Source organism: Salinibacterium sp. CAN_S4, assembly GCF_015752305.1.
Taxonomy (GTDB): Bacteria; Actinomycetota; Actinomycetes; order Actinomycetales; family Microbacteriaceae; genus Rhodoglobus.
The window spans coordinates 259,023-280,698 of record NZ_JADOVB010000005.1 but is presented as its reverse complement, the minus strand read 5'-3'; the positions used below and the strand labels follow the sequence as shown (position 1 = coordinate 280,698).

The window sequence follows — 21,676 nt, the reverse complement described above, 5'->3', positions numbered from 1 at the left end:
AGCAGCTCGGGGTTCCCTATGAAACGGTTGAATCAGGCGTTGACCCGCGGTGCGCTCGTGTCGGCCGGAAGAGCTGCCTTGGCCGTAGCGACGATCGCCGCGAAGGTCGCGGGCTCGGTGACGGCGAGGTCAGCGAGGATGCGACGGTCGACCTCGATGCCGGCCAGGTTCAACCCCTGGATGAGGCGGTTGTACGTGAGGCCGTTGGCGCGCGACGCCGCGTTGATGCGCTGGATCCACAGGCGACGGAAGTCACCCTTGCGGGCACGACGGTCACGGTACGCGTAGACGAGGGAGTGAGTGACCTGCTCCTTGGCCTTGCGGTAGAGGCGCGAACGCTGGCCACGGTAACCCTTGGCACGCTCGAGGATGACGCGACGCTTCTTGTGGGCGTTTACTGCCCTTTTTACTCTTGCCATGTTCTAGTCCTGACCCTTACTTACCGAGAAGCTTCTTGATGACCTTGGCATCCGCCGGAGCAAGAACCTGCTCGGCGTTCAATTCGCGCTTCTTCTTGCCGCTCTTGACCTCAAGGTTGTGACGCATGCCCGCGCCCTGCTTCATGATCTTGCCGCTGCCGGTGACCTTGAAGCGCTTTTTCGCACCGGAGTGCGTCTTCTGCTTAGGCATCCTTTTCCTCTTCTTTTGTTGATACTGCTGCTGCGACCGGGGCGGGATCCGCCTCGGCTACGACTGGAGTGTTCGGCTCGGCAGCGTCGGCTGCGTCACCCTGTGCACGTGCTGGCTTATTGGCCGCCTTGCGAGCATCGGCTTCGGCTTTCGCCGCTGCCTTCGTCTTGTGCGGGCCAATGACCATGACCATGTTGCGACCGTCGATCATCGGGGTCGATTCCACGGAACCGAACTCCGAAACATCTTCGGCAAATCTCTGGAGCAAACGCACGCCCTGGTCGGGGCGGGACTGTTCACGGCCGCGGAACAGGATCATGGCTTTGACCTTGTCACCGGCTGCGAGGAAGCCCTCGGCGCGCTTGCGCTTCGTCTCGTAGTCGTGGGTGTCGATCTTCAGGCGGAAGCGAACCTCTTTGAGGATCGTATTCGCCTGGTTGCGCCTGGCTTCCTTGGCCTTCTGTGCCTCTTCGTACTTGAACTTGCCGTAATCCATGATCTTGGCAACGGGAGGCTTGGAATTGGGAGCAACCTCAACCAAATCCAGGTCGGCCTCCACAGCCAGACGAAGAGCGTCTTCGATACGGACGACACCGACCTGTTCGCCGTTGGGGCCAACAAGACGGACCTCCGGAACGCGGATTCGGTCATTGGTACGGGGATCGCTGATGCGTGTTCTCCTTCTAGTACGTGTAATCGCGACGGTTGTCGCATGGCACGAGAGAGGAAAAACTTCATGATGCACCCTGCTATCCGGACGGCGCCATTGCAGGAATGACGAGCCGATCGAACGGGGTGTAACTACCCGGTAACCTTAGGAAGCGGTTGACAGGTGGGAGAATCTCCACTTTCGTAGCCGGGGCAAGCCCCGGAGCCTGTAGAAGAATAGCAGATTCCGCGCCAAACGACTAAGGCCGAACAGTTAAGGGACGCATGAGCGACGCACGATTCGATACCGATGACGAGATCAGGGACATTTCGGAGGTTCCTGCCGTCGAGCTGATCAATACGGTTGCGGTGCACTTCATGAGCGCTGCAGCCGTGAAGCTCGGCCTGTCGGACAGCCAGAACGCCTCGGCGGACATCGACCTGGACGAGGCGCGCAAACTCATCACGGTGCTGGCTGGGCTCGTGGTTGCGGCCGCCCCCGAGATCGGGGACCAGCATGCGCGACCGCTGCGCGACGGCCTTCGGTCGCTTCAGCTGGCGTTCCGCGAGGCATCGTCCATTCAGGATGCCCCTGGCAAGGGCCCTGGCGAGAAGCTCACCGGAGCCGTCAACTAGCGAACCGTCTGCAGCCCCAGCTCGATCAGTTCGTCGATGAGCTGGGGGTAGGCGAGACCGCTCGCCGCCCAGCACTTGGGGAACATCGAAATCGGGGTGAAGCCCGGCATGGTGTTGAGTTCGTTGACCACGAAGTCGGTGCCGGTGTAGAAGAAGTCGACCCGCGCGAGTCCCGATCCACCGATCGCCTCGAACGCGCGGGCCGCGACGCGCTGCATCTCGGCGAGCTCGCCCTCGGTCAGCTCGGCCGGGCAGACGAGCTGCGCGGCCGAATCGTCGATGTACTTGGCCTCGAAATCGTAGAAGCCGTCGCCGGCGACGATGATCTCTCCCGCAAGGCTGACCCTGGTGGGGCCGCCCTCACGGCCGGAAAGCACCGCACATTCGAGTTCGCGGCCGACGATGGCCTGCTCGATGAGCGCCTTGCCGTCTTCGGCCCACGCGGTCTCGAGGGCGGCATCCAGTTGAGCGGCGCTTGTGACCTTCGTAACGCCGACGGAGGAGCCGGCGCGCGCCGGCTTCACGAACACGGGCAGGCCGAGCGACGCCGCCCTCCCCCGCCACAGGTCGCTGTCTGCCGACCACTGTGCAGGCGACACCGTCACCCAGGGGGCGACCGTCACTCCGACCGCTTCGAGCGCGGTCTTCGTGAAGTGCTTGTCCATGCCGAGCGCCGAGGCCAGCACACCATTGCCGACGTAGGGCAGGCCGAGCAGCTCGAGCATGCCCTGCACCGTGCCGTCCTCGCCGAACGGCCCGTGCAGGATCGGGAACACCACGTCGACGGTTCCGAGCGAGCGGCGCTGGCCCGAGGCATCCGTCACGGCCAGCTCCCTGCTGGCGGCAGACTCAGGCCAGAGCACGCGGGTGCCGTTATCGATGACCGTCGGCATCGCCGTCGGGTTGAGCGCGAAGAGCGCGGCGTCATCCGGCTGGAGAGTGAAGGCACCGTCGCGCGTGATCCCGATCGGGATCACGTCGTACTTGTCGCGGTCGATCGCCGACAGCACTCCCCCGGCGGTGGCGCAGCTGATCGTGTGCTCGGACGAACGGCCGCCGAACAGCAGTGCGACAGTCAGCTTGTGAGGAGCGAGCCTGTGAGGAGTGAGCCTGGAGGGCGTGGATTCTGGCAACTATTCCCCCTGCGGGATGTCGTCGGTCGTGAGGTGGGGGGCGATATCGCGCGGATCCAGCGTACCGGCCAGCACTTCGGCGACCTGGCTGACGATCGGCATCTCCACATTCTTCGCGAGTGCGAGTTCGAGGATCGGCGCAACGGACGACAGCCCCTCCGCGGTCTGGTTCATCTGCTTGATGACCTCGCTGAAGCTGTAGCCCTGGCCGAGCAGCCTGCCAGCGGTGTTATTGCGTGAGAGGGGCGACTCGCACGTGGCAATGAGGTCACCGAGACCGGCGAGCCCGGCGAGAGTCTCGGCACGCGCCCCGTAGGCGACGGCGAAATCGGTCATTTCCGCAAGCCCCCTCGTGATGATGGATGCCTTGGTGTTCTCGCCGTAGCCGACCCCATCGACGATGCCGATCGCCACCGCGATGAGGTTCTTCAGCACACCCCCGAACTCGGTGCCGATCACGTCGGTGTTCACATAGGAGCGGAAGTACCGATTGGTCGAGGTCATGGCCACGACGGTCGCCGTCTCCAGGCTGTCTGACGACACGACGGCAGCCGTCGGCCATTCCTTCGCGATCTCCAGCGCCAGGTTCGGTCCTGACACCACGGCGACCCGATCACCGTCGATGCCGAGCTCCTGGCGGATGACCTCGCTCATCCTCGCGCGGGTGCCCTTCTCGACCCCCTTCATCAGCGAGACGACCACGGCATCGGTCGGGATGAGTTCGCGCACGATCCGCAGGTTCTCGCGGAGGGACTGCGCCGGCACCGAGAGGTAGACCTGCTCGGCGCCATCCAGGACCTCGGGCAGTCGTGACGACGCCCAGAGGCCGCGGGGCAGGTTGATGCCCGGCAGGTAGTCGCTGTTGCGCTTGGACTGGGAGATCTCGCGGGCGAGCTCGGGGCGTCGCGCCCACATGGCGACGTCTGAGCCGCCATCGGCGAGGATCTTGCCGAACGTGGTGCCCCAGGATCCCGCGCCGAGCACAGCGACCCTGCGAGCCTGCAGGGCTAGTGGTTCAGCGTGTGTCATCGAAGCGTCCGATCTCGGTTTGGCCATGCTCTGTGGGATTCCAGCGTTCCGTCGGCGCGGTCTCGTCCCGCAGCTGCTCAACGAGCGCGGTGATCGCGGTCATCAGCTTGAGGGTCGCCTCAGCCAGCACGCGGGAGTCACGCGGCCTGTCGGCGAACTCGCTCAGGTCTACTGGTTCACCGAAGACGATGTCGACCGACTTGCGGGGGAACAGGCTCAGGCGGTTCGTCGACTGCGGCATGATCAGCTGCGCGCCCCAGCTTGCGGCCGGGATGAGAGGGATGCCGGCATCGAGCGCGGTGCGCACGGCCCCGTACTTGCCGCGCATCGGCCAGCCGTCGGGATCCCGGGTCAGTGAACCCTCGGGATAGATCACCACGGCATGACCCGCTGCTGCGATCTGCTGGGCCTGGCGGAGCGGGCCAGCTCCATCGCGGGAATTGCCCGAGCGCTCGACAGGGATCTGCTCGGCCTTCAGCAACAGGGCACCGACGACCGGAATGCGGAACAGGGAGGCCTTGGCAAAATAGCGGGGCATCCTGCCGGATTTCCACAGGCCGATGCCGATCACGATCGGGTCGACATTGCTGTAGTGGTTGGGTGCCACCACGAACGGCCCTACCTTCGGCACATTCTCGAGACCTCGCACCCGATACCGGCCCACGAGGTTCATGAGCGGGATGAGCACCCCGGCGAAGAACCTGAAGATCGCGGTCTTCTCGGATGCCGGGTGCGCCGACTCCGTCGTCGGTCGAACGCTTTCCGTCACCGTCGGACAGACTTCATGGACCCAGCCTTCATGCACACAACCTAACGAAGAAGCGCTATCCCTCGTAGACGAAATCGGCTCCGAGCAGTTCGAGCTTGTCGATGAAGTGCTCGTAACCCCGGCTGATGATGCCCACATTCGTGACAGTCGACTGTCCCTCGGCAGTCAGCGCGGCAATGAGGTGACTGAAGCCACCACGAAGGTCAGGGATCTCGATTTCGGCACCGTGCAGCTTGGTCGGGCCCGTGATGACGGCGGCCTGCTCGAGCGGTCGACGGGGAACCCGCCGGCTGATCGATTCGAGCCCGTCCTTGTGCACGACGATGTCAGCCCCCATCTTGATGAGCGCATCGGTGAATCCGAACCGGTTCTCGTAGACGGTCTCGTGAACGACAGAACGCCCCTCGGCCTTCGTCAGAGCCACGATGAGCGGCTGCTGCCAGTCGGTCATGAATCCCGGATGCACGTCGGTCTCGACCACGACCGGCTTGAGTGGGGTGCCGGGGTGGTAGAACCGGATGCCGTCCTCGTGGATGTCGAACGCTCCCCCGGCCTTGCGGAAGATGTTCAAGAACGTCATCAGCTCCTGTTGCTTCGCACCCCCGACGAAAATGTCGCCCTCGGTGGCGAGAGCCGCTGATGCCCAGCTAGCCGCCTCGTTACGGTCGAACAGGGCGCGATGCTCGTAGCCGTGGAGCTTGTCGACACCCTCGATGAAGATGACACGGTTCGGTTCGACCGAGATGATCGCACCCATCTTCTGCAGGATGGCGATGAGATCCATGATCTCCGGCTCGATCGCCGCATTCTTGAGCTCCGTGACTCCCTCGGCCAGGACCGCCGTCAGGAGCACCTGCTCGGTGGCGCCGACACTCGGGTACGGCAGCTCGATCGCTGCGCCCTTGAGGCCGTTGGGGGCCGTGAGGCGAATACCCTCGTAGCTCTTGTCGACGACAGCGCCGAACGCTCGCAGGGCATCCATGTGGAAGTCGATGGGGCGGTCGCCGATGCGGCACCCACCGAGGTCGGGGATGAGAGCCTCGCCGAGCCTGTGGAGCAACGGGCCGCAGAACAGGATCGGGATGCGGCTCGACCCCGCGAGGGCGTCGATCTCGGCGAAGTGCGCCTTGAGTACGTTGCTGGGGTCGAGGTTGAGCGTTCCGTTGCCGTCGTTCGACACGGAGACACCGTAGGCCTCGAGCATGCCGGTCACGATGACCACGTCGCTGATGGCAGGGACGTCCTTCAGCACACTCGGGGTGTCGGCCAGCAGCGCCGCGACCATGGCCTTGGTCGCCAGGTTCTTCGCTCCCCGCACCTCGATGCGACCCTTCAGCGGTTTTCCGCCGTTGATCACGATCTTGTCTGACAGGAGTCCCACCCTTTTTGCTGCCTTTTGGGCATCCTTGGTAAGAGAGTTCATGCTCACCTCTGTGTTGCTATAGCTAAAGCCGTTGAATTTCGAATGTCCAGCTCAGCGAGCGGGAAGAGTTTTCGGACGCCAACTCTCACGCTTCGCCTCGAACTCGGTTATTCGCGCCTCATCGCGCAGGGTCAGACCGATATCGTCCAAACCTTCGAGCAAACGCCACCTAGTGTAATCATCGATCTCGAAAGCGAAGGTGGACTTGCCAGCCGTCACGGTTTTGGCTATGAGATCGACCGTCACCTCGACGCCAGGCTGCTCATCGATGATCAGCCAGATCGTCTCTACGTCCTTTTCGGTCAGCTGGGCGGCAAGAAGCCCCTGCTTTCCCGAGTTCCCCCGGAAGATGTCGCCGAACCTCGAGCTCAGCACGACCTGGAATCCGTAGTCCCTCAGCGCCCAGACGGCGTGTTCGCGGCTCGATCCCGTGCCGAAATCCGGCCCGGCAACGAGAACTGTGCCGTGCGTGTACGGCTCGCGGTTGAGCACGAACTCGGGGTCCTGTCGCCAGCCGTGGAAGAGCGCATCCTCGAAGCCCGTCTTGGTGACGCGCTTGAGGAACACGGCGGGGATGATCTGGTCTGTATCGATATTGGAACGCTGAAGCGGAACGGCGATGCCGGTGACGGTGGTGAACTTTTCCATCAGGCGCCTACCTTCACGTCGGACTGCGGCATGGGGCTGTTCTCGAGATCCCAGGGGCTCGAGAGCGTGCCGCGGATCGCGGTCGCAGCAGCAACGAGGGGCGAGACGAGGTGTGTTCGGCCACCCTTGCCCTGCCTGCCCTCGAAGTTGCGGTTGGAGGTCGATGCACAGCGCTCACCGGGCGCGAGCTGGTCGGGGTTCATCCCGAGGCACATCGAGCAGCCCGCGAAACGCCACTCCGCGCCGAACGCCTCGACGATCTTGTCGATGCCCTCGGCCTCGGCTTCGAGTCGCACCCGCGCCGACCCCGGCACCACCATGACGCGCACGCCGTCGGCCTTGGTGCGCCCCTGGATGATAGAGGCGAACGCACGCAGGTCTTCGATGCGGGAATTGGTGCACGAGCCCATGAACACGGCATCGACCCTGATGTCTTTCATCGGGGTGCCGGCATCGAGGTCCATGTATTCGAGGGCACGCTCGGCCGCGGCCCGGTCGTTGACGTCGTCAAAGGCGGCGGGGTTCGGCACGCTGTCGCTGAGCGAGACGCCCTGGCCGGGGTTGGTGCCCCAGGTGACGAACGGCTCGAGGCTGTTCGCATCGAGGAACACTTCGGCATCGAACACGGCTCCATCGTCGGTCGGAAGAGTGTTCCAGTAGGCGACGGCGTCGTCCCAGTCTTGGCCCTCGGGCGCATGGGCGCGGCCCTTCAGGTAGGCGTAGGTCGTCTCATCCGGAGCGACCATGCCGGCCCTCGCGCCAGCCTCAATCGACATGTTGCAGATGGTCATGCGGCCCTCCATGGAGAGGGACCGGATGGCGCTGCCGCGGAACTCGAGCACGTAGCCCTGGCCGCCTCCGGTGCCGATCTGCGCGATGACCGCGAGGATGATGTCTTTCGCCGTGACGCCGGGGCGCAACTCGCCCTCGACCGTGATCGCCATCGTCTTGAAGGCCTTGAGTGGCAGGGTCTGGGTCGCGAGCACGTGCTCGACCTCTGAGGTTCCGATGCCGAAGGCCATCGCGCCGAATGCGCCGTGGGTCGACGTGTGGCTGTCGCCGCACACTACAGTGATGCCGGGCATGGTCAGGCCGAGCTGGGGGCCGACGACGTGCACGATGCCCTGCTCGATGTCGCCGAGCGAGTGCAGGCGCACCCCGAACTCTGCGGCGTTATTGCGCAGGGTCTGGATCTGGGTGCGGCTCGTCAGGTCGGCGATCGGCTTGTCGATAGCGAGCGTCGGCGTGTTGTGGTCTTCCGTGGCGATGGTGAGGTCGAGCCTGCGGACCGGGCGACCAGCCTGGCGCAGGCCGTCGAAGGCCTGCGGGCTCGTGACCTCGTGCACGAGGTGCAGGTCGATGTAGATGAGGTCGGGGGTGCCGTTCTCGCCCTTGACGACCAGATGGTCTTCCCAGACCTTCTCGGCCAGGGTTTTCGGAGTGCTGTTCATGCTCATGTCCTTCTTCGATCGAGGGCCCGGCCGGGTCGCGTCGAAGCTCCGCGACGAGGAAGGCCGGTGACTAAGCCTCGTCGCGGCGACGAAGAAGTCGACCGAAATGCATGAGTCGAGAGTATCACCGAGGGGCTGCAGGGCCCGTCAGGAGAGTTCCACCTGGATGACGAGGTCTCCCAGTTCGAGGTCGGCGCCCGCCGGCACGAGCATCCTCTGCCCGGGTGTGACCTCGGTCGCGTCCTCCCCGGCCGGCACCACCCAGACGCCGTTGGTCGAGTCGAGGTCGTGCACCCAGAGGCCGCCGGCGTCGAGTTCGAGCATCGCGTGCGTCTTCGAGACCGACCTGGACGCGTCATCCACGGCAAGCACGGTTGCTTCTGGATGATCGGCAGCAGCGACAGGGTTACGGCCGAGGTAGAGCCGTCCTTCGATGGCGACAGGGGCGCGACCCTCGGCCACGAGGTGCCAGGCCGGCGCGGTGTGGCGAGAGACGCTGATGCTCGTCGCATCGTCGACGCTGGATCGCGCTGGAGCAGGGGCGGGCTCCTCAGCCGCGACAACGACCGGAACGCCCGGGACCGCGGGAAAGAACACGATCTCGTCGCGATCGCTACGCGGACGCTCTGCGCGCTCACGCTTGACCGTGCCGGAGGTCGAATCCACTGGCACCGTCATTCCCGGCGGCAGGCCGATGAATCCGTCGTCGTGCTCGTCCGTCACAGCTGGCCTTTCGTCACATTCCCCGGCCAGCACATGCTAGTCGATCGTGTGCGGCGGGCAGGTGCACGGGCTTCCTGCGGCGATCACGTCGGCGAATCAGGGATAGTTGTTCTTCTTATTGACATCTCCGCGAAGGAATGCCCCATCGCGACCGCGCAACTGCGTGATCGATTCCGGCATCTTCTCGATCCAGGGACCCGGGAGATGCCCCCAATACATAGCCCAGCCCGCGAGCGCCATACTCGGGTTCGTTGTGGTGCGTACCCATAGTTCGAGGTTCCTGGCACGCTGCCAATACTCCCGCTCCGCGTCCGTGACGCGACGTGCTCCCCTGCAGATCAGCGCGACCGTGGCTATCCCGACCGTCGCCGCCACCACAGCCCATGCCACACCGTTCGTTCCGCTCGAAGTCCTGGGGAAGTTCGCGGCAATGGTGCCAGCTAGCGCCAGTGCGCTACCCAGAACAGCCAGCGCAACGAGTCCCGCCGCCAGATAGCGCGACGCGACCGGTCGCACACCGAAAGCAGCGCGCTGGCGACCCCTGGCGTCGATGATGCTCGCGGTCAACGCTTCGCGGGTCGCGGTGTCCTCACGCGTCAGGATGAATGTTGCTCCCGAGGCGGGCGCGTCTGGCACCAGCGCCTGGAGTACCGGTAGTTCGATCTCATCCACAGTGGCGGCGTCGAGCACAGTGAATATCCACTCGGGGCCCGAGGAGCGTCCCGACCTCTCACCTTTGGCGAGTTCCGGTCCCTGCTTCTGGATATCGATGACACCCCGCGCCTGCCAATCCGCGAGCAACGGGATCGTCCACTGGTGCGCACCGGTGATCATGAGGATCGTGCCGTTCGGACGGGTCGCGTCGGCAACGGCCGGACCGGTCGCTCGACCCCAGATAGTCCGTCTGGTGCGGACCGCGAGCACGATGGCGGTGATGACCAGCACGATGCCAGCCCAGGCAATGAGGATCATGCGCTCGCTACGGTCGCCGTCGGGGCGGGCCATTTCATGGTGGACATCATCGCGTCGAAGAGATCGAGCATCTCGTCTTCGTAGTCGGCAAGCGCCGAACTGAACGTCACCAGTGCGAGGCGGTTGGGGTCGGATGCAACGACCCAGTAGTCAGCTTCAATGAACTCGAACTTCTGCTCCGCGTCGCCCTCGACGACATCCGTCGTGCGGCGCCATGCATGTCGCACCGCATGAATGGGAGTTGGTGAGGCGATATCCGATTCCCTTTTGGTGCCACCCTCGATCGCCGGGCCCGTGGAAAAATCTACGGACCGGACGAGGTCACTGAACCCGATTGTGCTGAGATCCGCAGACTCGTAGTCGGCGGGGAAGACGGCGATCCATGCGGGCAGCGGGATGCCGGGAACAAGCTCGAGCCCGATGAACATGTCTGTCGCTCCACCGCTCCTGGCGACATCGGCCGCCTTGACGAATCGCGCGCGCATCTCGGCTCTAAGCGTGGCCAGCTGATCCATTCGACCCGTGATCTGCTCGGTCATCTTCCGAATGGACGACAGCGTTGCCGCTTCGCTGCTGAGTGGGATTCGCGCCCATGAACCGGCCAGTGCGAACCGTGGCCCTGACTCGTTCATCCCGCCACCCTACGGTGTTCAAGTTGGCCTGGCACCCCGGGATCCTGGCCCGCGACCAGGGCGAGGGCGAATTCGACGATGTCGTCGAACAGCGAGAGATCCATGGTCGCAAGGTGCAGTTCGATCAAGGCTGGTTCCGAATCGACAAAGAATCCGATAGTGCAGCGTTCCCGCGCTGGTGCCAGCACACCCCCCTCACGCATGAGAAGGATGTCGTGCACGACCACCGCGCGACCCAGCCCCAGCGTGAATTCGAGCACCCGTTGATTCACCAACTCCACCCGGTCGGTCGACTGTTGAGAGCGCGCGAGCGCGAGATAGTCGTCGTAGACGTCGCCCTCTATCCTGCTGAACCTCCAACTGAGAAGCGCATCCACCCTGCCCTGTTCTGGGTAGCGCACGAGTGCGAAGCTTCGACGCTCGCCCGGCGCAAGCGACTGCGACCAGTCAGCGAAACTCACGAGATCAGATCGCAACGCCGTGACAGATGGCTCCCCCAGCGTCGGCACAAGGCTCGTGATCAGAGCATCGGCGATCTCTGCCGCCGAGTCAGTACCATCGCCGAGCGGCCACCAGGCACGGTCGAGCTGGATGGACACCTGTTCGAGACCAGTCACGAAGCACCGACCAGCGAACTGATGCCGCCCGAGAAAGCGAGGATGGGGTTGGCTGACCCACCGGACAGGGTGTTGGCGACCGGTTTCGCGAGGGCCGAGGTCAGTTCTCCCGAATTGAGATCCCATCCGCCACTGAGCGGCCCGAATGATCCTCCGTGGGCGCCTTCGGGGAAGAAGTCCAGGTTGATGTCGAGCCCACCCTTGGCCAGGCCGCCGAGCGCTCCGCCCGCCAATTTGACAGTCGTTTTCGCCGGATCGAAGAGTTTCGCTGCGACGTCCAGCCCAGCACCGGCGAAGGTTTCGGTCTTTCCCATGATCGCGTTGCTGAAGGCGAATGACAGCTTCATCGTCGACGTTCCGGATGACCACGCCGAGCGGGTGAAGACATTCGTCAGCCCTTCGAGCTTGGCCGCCGGCTTGAAGACATTCAGCCCTCCCATCTTGGAGGTGATGACGCTCGTCACGAGGCCGATGGCGTCACCCAACACGCGACCGAGCGACTCCTTACCGAGCGCGAAGAGAAGGAGCGAGCTGAGAAGGATCATCGCCGCGAGTGCAATCGAGACCAGCGTGAGCGCAGCCGCGAGCGGAGCCAGGAACGGCAGGAAAATCGACAGCACGGAGACGATGAGCGCGAGGATGTCGACGATGGACTTCAGCACTTCGAGGATCGAGCGAAGTGTTTCAATGAGTGGCGCGAGGTTCTCCTGCGCCCACTCGTAGGCATTTTCGAGAGCGTTGCCGACCCGGTCCCAGAATCCATCGTCGATGTCCGCTGCCTGCGCAGCCGAATGCAGCGCCGAGATCGCAGTCTCCACCGCCGAAGACTTGTCGGTCTCAGCACCGTGGTACTGGGACATGGCACTGTGGAACTCGGTCGCGAAATCCTGGACCCGCGATTGGGCCTCGGTGATGTCGTCGAGTAATTCCTGCGAACTCTCACCGGCGTGAGCCTGATCCGTCAGGGAGTTGAGTCGTCGGCGCCAGTATGCGGCCTGGGAGTTGTTGTCGGTGATGCGCTGTCGCGCACTATTCGCGCGATCCTGCGCCTGGGAGAGGCTCGATGTATACGAATGCATAGCATCAGCCGCGCCCTGGTAGCGATCCTCCACCTTCGAGATCGCGGTGCGGGTCTCATCGGCCTTGGTGCGGACTTCGTCGACCGCGTCGCTGATGGTGACGTCGTCGCTCGCGAGTTGCCTCAGCTCGGTGATCGCATCTCGCAGGGCCTGCGCGGTTGCACCCAGCACAGTCGCCTTCGCTCCGACGATCGATGGTTCACCGTCGAGCTGGTTGGGAACGGGATCGAGTAATAGCGTGGCCACGGTTTAACCCTTCAATCCGTCGGCGAGGTCGCCGTCGGTGGTTGCGAATCCGTCGGAGATCTCGCGAACCTTATCGCGCATCCACTCAATCTCTTCGCTGATCTGTCCGCGGTGGACCGACCAGGAATCGCCAAACTCTGTGATCTTGCCCGCGAGTCTCGGGTCGCCAACAGCGGCAGCGAGATCGGAGGTCGTGTGATTGTCGCTCTTCATCGAACTGACGATTTGAGTGAGCCTGCCCTCGAGCAGGGAGAGGTCACCGTAGTCGACCCTGAGTAGTCCGCCGCCGGCCACGAGCCTGTCCTTCCAAGTTTTTCAATGGGGTCACAACACGCTTGAGCAGTGACGACCGGCTCCCGCGAGTAACGGGAGCCGGCCATGGTCACTAGCCCCGGATCGCGCTGGCGAGACCCTCGTCTGTCTGCTGCAGGGCGTCTGCGGCCGACGTGAGGAAGTTGGCGAGGCCTTCGAGACCGTCGATGGCGCTCGAGGTGCCGGTGCGGAACTGCTCGAAGGAGTCGCGGTAGGCCGCCGACGACTGCTCGGCCTGGAAGCCGCTCGCCGTGAGGTTGGTCACGAGGTTGCTGAGCTCTGCAAGCTTCTGCTGCAGGTCGCCCTGGCCGTTCTTGAGTCGGCCTGCGACGTCGCGGAGGTCGTCGTATGTGACGTTGAGGTTAGCCATGATCGTGCTCCTTCTTGTTGGTTCCCGCTACAAGGAACGGGCTAGTGATCTCAATCTAATGACTGAGAAATCTTCGGTCTATGGGTAGAGGTACCCACGTCATGCCCCCAGAAAGGGCAACTGGACCCTGGTCGCCTTACCGCGGGCGATGAAGTATCCACGACCGGGAGGAAACTCGTTGCGGGCGATCCGCGGCAGGGTTGTCTTCAGGATCGTGTCGCCCTCCATGGCATCGGGCTGCAGGAGGAATCCCGTGCGACCACCCTTGACCTCGGCCAGCAGGGGCCAGGACGAGCCCCACCCGCCGGACTCGGATTCCGCGATCAGGAAGTGGTCGCTGCGCTTGACGGCCTTGATCATCTCCACCATCGACGAGTCCGCTGCCGAGCTCAGGAAGTCACCGATCTGCTCGATCACGATGACGACCTTCCCGCGGGTTGCCGGGTCGGCCACGGTCACGGCCAGTTCCTTGGCGAGACTCGTCGCATCCTCCACTGTGCGCGCTGTGGCCTCCCAGCCCGGCCCGGCACCGACCGCGGACCTCGGATTGCCGAAGTAGTAGCGCGTGACCTCGGGCACCGCCTCATCCACCGACCTGATGAGCCACGACAGGGCGTTGGTGCGACCGCTCGCCGGCGGGCCTGAGAGCACGAAAGTGCCGATCGGGTCGAAGGGCAACGGAGCGAGATCGTCATCCGAGATACCCAGCACCGGCATGCCGCCGATAGCTTTTGGCAGCTGTTCCGCGCCGAACTCTGTCGCAAGGGTGCCGACAGGCTCGGCTGGCTTTCGACCGGTGCGATTCATGGCCTCGGCAAGCGAGACGATCGCCTTCGACTGGTCTGCAACATTCGAGTGACCGCCGACGATCGCGATCTGCGTCTCGAGGCCATCGATGACGGCACGCCCCGGAGGCGAGGTCGCCGACAGCACATCGGCCGGGGTGTCCAGCAGCATGTACTGGCCGTCGTCGGCGAGCCGATGCACGACCCTGCGCTGGAATGAGGAACTGACCGCGGACGGAACGCTGCCCGGACGATCCGCCGTGATCGCCACGTGCATTCCCAGCGCGCGCCCCTCCCCCAGCAGTTGCTGGAAGACGCCGTACCAGACGGCGCGGCTGGCCCCGACCTCGAAGTCGTTCCTAAAGGCCGGAAAGTTGTCGACGAGGAGGAGGATACGACGCTCATCCGGAGCGTTCGCGTTGCGCCGGTAGTCGACGATGCTCCCCGCGTTCACCTCGGCATAGCGCTGCCCGCGATCCTCCAGGATGCCCTTCAACTTGCGCATCAGTCGGATCACCCGCTCGGGATCATCGCCGCTCACGATCGACCCGACGTGCGGAAGCGCCTCGAGCATCTTGAGACCGCCGGTGCCGAAGTCGAGACCGTACACATCGACGGGCCCGCCGCGCGGGGTGATGCCCGCCGCCGCCGCGAGGGTGCGCAGGGTGACGGTCTTTCCCGTTCCGCCTGCGCCATAGATGGCGATGTTGCCGTCGGTGTCGGGCCTGAAGAAGACCTCGTCCTGGCGCTGACGCTGCGGCACGTCGCAGACACCGAGCACGATGTCGGTATCCGTGCGCTGTCGGAGTCGGGTCAGGTCGAACGCAGTTGCGAGCTCGTCGAGCCACGGCCGACGGGGCGCTGGCAAGTCGATGGATGCCGCGGCGGCGATCAGGTTCGTCACGAGCCTGGTCTGGTCCGTCGGCCCCTGCTCCCCCGCGCCCGGAACCTCGATCTTGTCGCCAGGGATCTCCCACGGCTGCTCTGCCCCGAAGCGCAGCTCCGCGACGTCGATCGACGGTGCTACGGCCGCATCGCTCGTCCAACCACCCGCGTAGGCGGACTGGAAGCTCGTCAGCCGCCCCGGCCCGGTCTTGGCGATACCCCGACCGGGGATCGACGGGTCGAACGTTCCCGCGATCTTGTCGCCCACGACATCCATCGAGTCGGATTCGTCGGCCATGCGAAGCGCGATGCGGAGGTTGGTGTTCGCACGGAGGTTGTCTCGGATGACGCCAGCGGGTCGCTGGGTCGCCATGATGAGGTGGATGCCCAACGACCGACCGCGCTGGGCGATGTCGACCACGCCGTCCACGAACTCCGGCACCTCACCGGCAAGCGCGGCGAACTCATCGATCACCAGCACGAGCGCGGGAGGACTCTCGGGGTCGCCGCGCTTTTCGAGATCGAGCAGGTCTTTCGCTTTCTTGCGATTGAAGAGGTGCTCGCGATAGTGGAGTTCGGCGCGCAGCGAGGTCAGCGCGCGGCGCACGAGATGCGGGCTGAGGTCGGTCACGAGGCCGACACAGTGCGGCAGGTTCACGCAGTCCGCGAACGCCGAACCGCCCTTGTAGTCGACGAAAAGGAAGGTAACTCGGTCGGGGCTGTACTCTGCGGCCATCCCGAGCACCCAGGCCTGCAGGAACTCGGACTTCCCCGAGCCCGTCGTGCCGCCGACGAGGGCGTGCGGGCCCTGCGTGCGCAGGTCGAGGTGCATGGCGTCGACACCGGACTGGCCGACGAGCGCCCGCAGTTTGCCGGCGCGGCGCTTCTTCAACGGTCCGCCGGAGCGGTCGTGGATGGAGTCGTTCTCTTTCCACCGACCGACGGCGACCGACGAGTCCGTGGCGATCTCGGCGCCGAGCAGCGACAGCATCGAGACCGTACGCGGCAGGTCGCTGGAGTCGCGCAGCAGCGCGCTCGCGTCCACGACGGGCGCGAGTCGACGGGCGAACTGCATGGCCTGGTCGCGCGTGATCGGCTCGGTGACGACATCCATGACATCACTGCCCAGTCGCACCAGGCCGACGCGTGCAGAGGCGCCGTCCGAGGCGACGTCGACGAAGGTCCTGGCCACGGCGGGAAGGTCGGCGACCACCGACGACACCCAGATCGGATAGACCCCGGCATCGGCCGCTCGCTCGGCGAGCTGCACCAGCCGCGCGCGATCCACCGGAGCATCGTCGGAGACGAGCAGGAGAATCGCCGGAGTCGCTGATGGTGGCGGGGTCGCAATCTCGGCGCCATCGCCGGCGGAGGCGCCGGCCACGAGGGCCGACTGCTCGAACAGTGCGGCACCACGTTCACTGGCTTTGGCCTTGCGGCTGTTGATGAGTTCTTCGATCGACGACAGGAGCGCGTCACCCGTCGCCTGGCTGTTCGCGAGATGCACCGCCTCGATGGGACTGTGCGGTGAGGCCGTGTGCGGCAGCCATTTGAGCCACTCGAACTCTGGCGTCCACGCGTTGCTGACGATGGCGGCGACGACGACCTCGGCCGGGGAGTGCAGCCCGGCGATCTGGACTATCGCACTCCTGGCGATGTCGGCGGCGGCGGGTCGGGCGCCAGAGATTCCGAGAGCACCGGAGAAGTAGAGGTTCTCGGTCACTGGCACATCGGTGATGAACTCGTGCCGGTCACGGATGGCTTCGGCACGTTCGAGATAGATCGGCTGCGCCGCGTCCTCCTGAGCAAGAATGACGACATTCCTGGATGCCATCGAGCCGGTACCCAGGTGCATGCTGAGAAACTGCCAGTGCTCGGGCCGCCGCGTCCACAGCAGGGGGCCCAGCGTCATCGCGGCCTCGTAGACCTCTGCCGTGGTCGGGCTCTCCTGCTTGCGGATGCGGCGCTCGACCTCGACCTCGGCGTCGAGCGTCGACTCGAGATGGGCGGCTCGATCGTCGAACTGCTTGATCTCCTGCTTCTCCTTGCGCTTGCGCTGACCGCGAGACGTAAGCCAGGTGCCGATCATCAGCAGCGGCGCGGCCGCAACGAAGATGATCGCTTCCGGGCCGCGGCGCAGGACGAACACGAAGACGATGCCCATCAGAATCGGAATGGCGAGAGCGAGCCACGGGAAGGGCGTGGGATCCCTGTCGCTCGGCGGTTTGGGTCCGGCGTATTCCTTGCCGGGGTATCTCGATTCCACCCGTGGCGAGCGGTTGTAGGCCACCGGTCCGCTACTGACCTGCGCCACTTCTTCGGCTGGTGCTTCGATGACCGCCTGCAAGAGGCTGTCGCCTACCCTGACGGTCGCGCCGTTCTCGAGGTCGATCCTGGTGACGAGCCCGCCATCGACCTCCAGTCCATTGGCCGAATTCAGGTCGACGATCCTGATGGCCTGAGAGAAGACGTCGATGCGGGCGTGCCGCTTCGACACGAGAGGGTCGTTGAGCGTGACGTCAGACACGCTCGAGTCTCGACCGAGATACCGGGTGCCGATCGGCATGGGGAACTCAGCACCAGCGTCGGGGCCTTCGACGATCCTGAGCACGGCAGAGATGACCGCACGCGGTACCGCTTCCTGAGCACCGGGTACCGCGATCGTGATGGTGGCACCGGACCCCACGGCGGCTTCCGAGATCGGCAGATCCGGTTCGAGCACCGAGTGCCTCGATCCACGGGGGTCGACGATCCTGAGAGTGGATGCCGCAACAGCGGCTCCCGGCGCGGCGACCTTCGCGATGAACGGGTCGACAGCCGCGATCGCCGACGCCACCTCGCCGACCGTGGCCGCGGCATCCGTGGTGACGACGATGTCAGAATCGGGGCCAGCGGACCGCCGCAGCGTGAGCTTGAGTTTCATTCGCCCTTACCTGGATCTTCGAGTGGCTGCTGTGCCTGAGCGGGTGGGGTAACCGGGTCGACGATCAGTCGAGCCGGCTTGAGCCTGAGCTTCTTCGGCGGCTTCGGCTCTGGTTTCCGGGCCACGGATCCCGTGCGCGCCACCCAGTCCCGAGCCGATCGGATACGGAAGCGGCTGAGCAACTGGCGACCCCTTCCCAGGGTCGTCCTGGCAAGCTCGACCGCCCCCATGGCCTCGGTCCAGACACGCTCGGAGTGGGCATCGTCGATGACCCCGCCCGAAAACACGGCTTCATCGGTCACGACGGCGAGGCTGCGCAGCCGCAACGGTTCAGGAGCCGTCACCTGGCCCTCGATGCGCTCGGCGACAGCCACCCTCGTGAGCTTCGACGGCACGGCGTATCCGAGCTCCGAATACCGGTCCGTGAGCTCTTCCCAGGCACCGGCGACCCGGTCGTGACCGGCGCCCAGGGTGCGGCGCTTGCGGGCACGCCTGGCTTTGATCGCACCGATGACCAGCAGCGGGGTGAAGAAGATGACGGCGGGAATCAGGATGCTCAGCCCGACGACCCAGACCCACCCGGGCACGAGGAAGCCATCGGCTTCGTCGGTCTTGTCTGTCTTGTCGAGTTCGACCGGCGACAGCAGGTCTTCCTCGTCGTTGTCGGCGCGCGGTGGCTGGCGCACCTGCGGCTGCGGTTCGCTCTGCGGCTTCGGCACTTGGTCCTGCGGGATGTCGGTTTCGTCCGGGGTCGGGTTGAATGCGACCCATCCCACGCCATCGAACGCGACTTCGGTCCACACCGTCACGTCATCTCCGGTGACGGGCGTGCTCGACTGCCCGTCGACGATCTCGGGCGCGAAGCCCATCACGACGCGGGCGGGATAGCCGAGGCTGCGGGCCATGAGGGCGTAGGCGGAGGCGTACTGCTCCTGGTCGCCGATCATCTGGTTGCGCTCGAACAGTTCGGTGATGCGGTCGGCGCCGTGGCCGGCACGGGAGGGAACGGTGTCTGAGGCCCGGCCGTGGCTGAGGAATCCATTGTTCACGAGCGCCTGCCTGATGGCCTCGAGCTGCGCGATCGGGGTGGTCGCGCTGGCGGCATACTCGCCGGCCCGCACCGTCACGATGTCGGGAGAACCGTCGATGGATGGCAGGTCGACCGCGGCGATCTTCGCATCGGCCAGCTCCTCGACGGGAAAGACCTCCTGGGCCTCGGCGTCGAGGGTGTAGGTGTCGCCCTTGCGCAACCCGCTGGTGAGAACACCCGTGCCGGTCGAGGCGTTGTACCGCAGGCTGTCAGTCTCATCCTGTGCATCTCCCCCCGTGAACTGCAGGTCGGTCGGATACCCGATGCTCGGAATCCATACGTCGTCGTAGCTCTCGATGGTGAAGGTCACATTGTCCCGCTCGACGGGAGTGATGAGCGCGGGCTGGGGCAGGGAGCGCCCCACGAGCTCGAAGGAGCCTGAGCCCCCGGCCGATGACTCCGGCCCCGTCACGTTCCACAACTTCCCGGTGAAGGTATCGAGCGTGGCGAGCCTGATGGTGTCCCCGGCCTTCAGGCCGTCGACGGTGAACAACAGCTCGTCGGTGACCTGTTTCGTGTAGTGCCGGAAGCCCGACAGGGGGCTGGGATAGTCCAGCGGATCGAACGGTGGCTCGATCTCATCGCGCAGCACGAATCGCTGGTCGTTGGCTGGCGCGATCCACAGCCCTGCTGCTCCGCCGAGCACGACCGACGCCGCGACGATGACGGCAGTTCCTGCGAGTTTGCGATTGCGGAGCTTCGCGGCTCCGGCCTGGGCCACGGAATTGCCCTGGCGCCTCCAGCCGAGCCAGATGATGGCCAGCACGCCGAACACGATTCCGCGAATACCGGACTGGTACGGCTCGTCGGTTCCGATGAGGATGCCCGTGATGTACAGCGCGATCGGCGCGATCAGGGCGATGCCGAACCGCCAGGCCGTGCGCGGCCGCGCCGCGAGCCAGCGGCAGGCGAGAGTCGTCGACACGAGCGCGACGATCCAGGTCGCGAAGTACGGCACCACCGCGATGTATTTCGGAGCACCGATCGGCGTGCTCAGGGTGACGATGTCTGCCCAGCCGAAGACCGTGCCCTGCGCGAGACTCGCCAGCGACTGCAGGCTCGGCAGGACGAAGAGCGTGGCCTGGCTCGGCACGGCGATCGGGGTGCCGATGAGGAAATACGCGGCGACGGCGGCGGCGACCGTGGTGACGGCCCCCAGCCTGAACATGGAGGTCAGGATGCCGGTGGCAGCACCCAGCACGAGCCCGCCGATGCCGGCCACGAGGAATCCGTAACCACCGAATGACGGCTGGAACCCGATGACGCCCACGGCGGTGAGCACGAGGAGCACGGCCACGTCGGTCCAGGTGCGACCCGTGAGGGAACGGATGCCGGCGCGGATGGGCGCATGGTCCGCGGCATCGATCGTCGTCTCGCTCATGAGCTCAGCCCCCTGACCAGGCTGGGGAGATCTTTGAGGTCGCCGACCGTCATGAGGGTCAGGCCCGCCACGGCACCGAGCCTGGGCTGCGCGCCGAGGTCGACGTGGAAGGCGACCTGGTTGGTGTCAGACCCGAACAGCGACTGTACGCTGCGGAACTCCGCTGTCGTCATCTTCGATCCGCCGACGATGATCACCACGCTCGGGTTCGGGAGCCGCTTCGTCCGCTCGCGGGCGAACTCACGGACGCTGGGGAACACCTTGCCGACCGGGTCGATGCGGCACGAAGAGTCCAGCATCGATACAACGGTCGGTGTCTTCCACACTCCGCTTTCGCTCACGATATTCATCTGCGTGCCGTTGCGGATGATCTGCGCGGCGATCGACGCCGTGACGGAAATGGCCAGCTCGAACTCCTCGTCGGACGCGTACAGGTCGCTTCGGCTGTTGTGGATCATGGTGACCTGCGAACGTCGGGTCTCTTCGAACTGCCTCACCATCAGCTGGCCGATGCGCGCCGAGGTGCGCCAGTGCACGTACCGGCGGTCGTCGCCGGGAACGTAGGGGCGTAACGCGTGGAACGCGATGTCGTTATTGGTGATCTTCTTCGAAACCTGGCCTTCGAGATCCCTCACGAGCCCCGCCGCCGATGGCGCGAGCTTGACGGTCTTCGGATGCACGAACAGGTCGACCGCGTCAGCCCACGTGAGCGCCCGACGCAACAGACCGAGCTGGTCGCCGCGCACCGATTCCGCGGGGCCGGCAACGATCACCGCTCGCTTGCTCGTGGGGACGGCGAACAGCTCCTCCACCTCCTGCCTCGGGGTCATCGCGGGTAACTGGAACTCGGCGATGCCCGCTCCGACGGGAAGCTCCATGCGGGTCGGCTGGAGGTTTCTCGTCCCGGTGTTGGTGATGAGCATGCGCCCCATCGCCCTGTCGCCCACGACCACCCGGCGCGGATTCAGCTCGATGATGACGCCAAACGATGCTCGACCGAAGAGGAAGGCGCTGCACACGATGAAGGCCGCGAGCATCAGTGTGCCGAGGTACGTGAACTCCTGCCAGCCGAACACGAGGCTCAGCGTGAGCGAGGTTGCCGCGACGAGCAGCACGAGCCAGCCGACCGGAGTGATCACGCTGAGCACCGGGCGCACCAGCCGCCAGACTGCTGCCACCGCCGGCGACACCACGGCACGCCCTACGCGCAGGGCACGCACAGCCTTCAGGCCGGCCGCCCTCAGGGGCGCCGGAAACGCGGTTGCGCGATCAGCGGTGCTCGTCATGATCCTCG

The 21,676-nt window shown here is 65.1% G+C and carries 20 protein-coding genes; 1 reads left to right on the top strand and 19 read right to left on the bottom strand.

Annotated features, from left to right (window positions below):
• Positions 1-32: 32 nt before the first annotated feature.
• Genes rplT through infC form a run of 3 tightly spaced genes read right to left on the bottom strand, consistent with a single transcriptional unit; the run spans position 33 to position 1,375 of the window.
• On the bottom strand, positions 33-419 hold the full coding sequence (gene rplT / locus IWX81_RS13580) for a 50S ribosomal protein L20 (RefSeq protein WP_199281850.1): 387 nt from the start codon (positions 417-419) through the stop codon (positions 33-35).
• A 16-nt stretch (positions 420-435) separates the two neighbouring features.
• Complete coding sequence (gene rpmI / locus IWX81_RS13575; RefSeq protein ID WP_199281849.1) at positions 436-630, bottom strand: 50S ribosomal protein L35; 195 nt, start codon at positions 628-630, stop codon at positions 436-438.
• Complete coding sequence (gene infC / locus IWX81_RS13570; RefSeq protein ID WP_442977798.1) at positions 623-1,375, bottom strand: translation initiation factor IF-3; 753 nt, start codon at positions 1,373-1,375, stop codon at positions 623-625. The genes rpmI and infC overlap by 8 nt, the downstream gene beginning before the upstream one ends.
• A gap of 188 nt (positions 1,376-1,563) precedes the next feature.
• Here infC and IWX81_RS13565 point away from each other — a divergent pair, with 188 nt between their 5' ends.
• On the top strand, positions 1,564-1,914 hold the full coding sequence (locus tag IWX81_RS13565) for a DUF1844 domain-containing protein (protein WP_199281848.1): 351 nt from the start codon (positions 1,564-1,566) through the stop codon (positions 1,912-1,914).
• Here the strand turns inward: IWX81_RS13565 and IWX81_RS13560 are convergent.
• The 16 genes from IWX81_RS13560 to IWX81_RS13485 form a co-directional block, all read right to left on the bottom strand.
• A complete protein-coding gene (locus IWX81_RS13560) occupies positions 1,911-3,047 on the bottom strand; it encodes a D-alanine--D-alanine ligase family protein (protein WP_199281847.1) in 1,137 nt (378 codons plus the stop codon). The two genes, IWX81_RS13565 and IWX81_RS13560, sit on opposite strands and share 4 nt — an antisense overlap.
• On the bottom strand, positions 3,048-4,076 hold the full coding sequence (locus IWX81_RS13555; RefSeq protein WP_199281846.1) for an NAD(P)H-dependent glycerol-3-phosphate dehydrogenase: 1,029 nt from the start codon (positions 4,074-4,076) through the stop codon (positions 3,048-3,050). It abuts the gene before it with no gap.
• Positions 4,063-4,845 carry a lysophospholipid acyltransferase family protein gene (locus IWX81_RS13550; protein ID WP_334594239.1) on the bottom strand — a complete coding sequence of 261 codons (783 nt, stop codon included), beginning with the start codon at positions 4,843-4,845 and terminating at the stop codon, positions 4,063-4,065. The genes IWX81_RS13555 and IWX81_RS13550 overlap by 14 nt, the downstream gene beginning before the upstream one ends.
• A 55-nt stretch (positions 4,846-4,900) precedes the next feature.
• Positions 4,901-6,268 carry a UDP-N-acetylglucosamine 1-carboxyvinyltransferase gene (murA, locus tag IWX81_RS13545; RefSeq protein WP_199281844.1) on the bottom strand — a complete coding sequence of 456 codons (1,368 nt, stop codon included), beginning with the start codon at positions 6,266-6,268 and terminating at the stop codon, positions 4,901-4,903.
• Positions 6,269-6,319: 51 nt separating this feature from the next.
• The gene (leuD, locus tag IWX81_RS13540) at positions 6,320-6,916 is read right to left on the bottom strand and encodes a 3-isopropylmalate dehydratase small subunit (protein ID WP_199281843.1); all 597 of its coding nucleotides are present in this window, start codon (positions 6,914-6,916) and stop codon (positions 6,320-6,322) included.
• Positions 6,916-8,367: a 3-isopropylmalate dehydratase large subunit gene (gene leuC / locus IWX81_RS13535; protein WP_442977796.1), complete on the bottom strand. Its 1,452-nt coding sequence runs from the start codon at positions 8,365-8,367 to the stop codon at positions 6,916-6,918. Before leuC ends, leuD begins: the two co-directional genes overlap by 1 nt.
• A gap of 147 nt (positions 8,368-8,514) precedes the next feature.
• On the bottom strand, positions 8,515-9,090 hold the full coding sequence (locus tag IWX81_RS13530) for an FHA domain-containing protein (protein WP_199281841.1): 576 nt from the start codon (positions 9,088-9,090) through the stop codon (positions 8,515-8,517).
• A gap of 96 nt (positions 9,091-9,186) precedes the next feature.
• A complete protein-coding gene (locus tag IWX81_RS13525; protein WP_199281840.1) occupies positions 9,187-10,095 on the bottom strand; it encodes a hypothetical protein in 909 nt (302 codons plus the stop codon).
• Positions 10,059-10,694, bottom strand: a complete 636-nt coding sequence (locus tag IWX81_RS13520) for a hypothetical protein (protein WP_199281839.1) — start codon at positions 10,692-10,694, stop codon at positions 10,059-10,061. Before IWX81_RS13520 ends, IWX81_RS13525 begins: the two co-directional genes overlap by 37 nt.
• Positions 10,691-11,311 carry a hypothetical protein gene (locus IWX81_RS13515; protein WP_199281838.1) on the bottom strand — a complete coding sequence of 207 codons (621 nt, stop codon included), beginning with the start codon at positions 11,309-11,311 and terminating at the stop codon, positions 10,691-10,693. Before IWX81_RS13515 ends, IWX81_RS13520 begins: the two co-directional genes overlap by 4 nt.
• The gene (locus IWX81_RS13510; protein WP_199281837.1) at positions 11,308-12,636 is read right to left on the bottom strand and encodes a hypothetical protein; all 1,329 of its coding nucleotides are present in this window, start codon (positions 12,634-12,636) and stop codon (positions 11,308-11,310) included. The genes IWX81_RS13515 and IWX81_RS13510 overlap by 4 nt, the downstream gene beginning before the upstream one ends.
• Positions 12,637-12,639: 3 nt before the next feature.
• A complete protein-coding gene (locus IWX81_RS13505) occupies positions 12,640-12,930 on the bottom strand; it encodes a hypothetical protein (RefSeq protein ID WP_199281836.1) in 291 nt (96 codons plus the stop codon).
• Between the two features lie 91 nt (positions 12,931-13,021).
• Entirely contained in the window at positions 13,022-13,318 is a 297-nt protein-coding gene (locus IWX81_RS13500) for a WXG100 family type VII secretion target (protein ID WP_199281835.1), read from the bottom strand.
• Between the two features lie 99 nt (positions 13,319-13,417).
• Positions 13,418-17,911: an FtsK/SpoIIIE domain-containing protein gene (locus IWX81_RS13495; RefSeq protein WP_199281834.1), complete on the bottom strand. Its 4,494-nt coding sequence runs from the start codon at positions 17,909-17,911 to the stop codon at positions 13,418-13,420.
• Positions 17,908-20,382 (bottom strand): transglutaminase family protein, encoded by a 2,475-nt coding sequence (locus tag IWX81_RS13490; RefSeq protein ID WP_199281833.1) that lies wholly within the window; start codon positions 20,380-20,382, stop codon positions 17,908-17,910. The genes IWX81_RS13495 and IWX81_RS13490 overlap by 4 nt, the downstream gene beginning before the upstream one ends.
• Positions 20,379-21,668: a DUF58 domain-containing protein gene (locus tag IWX81_RS13485; protein WP_334594233.1), complete on the bottom strand. Its 1,290-nt coding sequence runs from the start codon at positions 21,666-21,668 to the stop codon at positions 20,379-20,381. The genes IWX81_RS13490 and IWX81_RS13485 overlap by 4 nt, the downstream gene beginning before the upstream one ends.
• Positions 21,669-21,676: the final 8 nt, after the last annotated feature.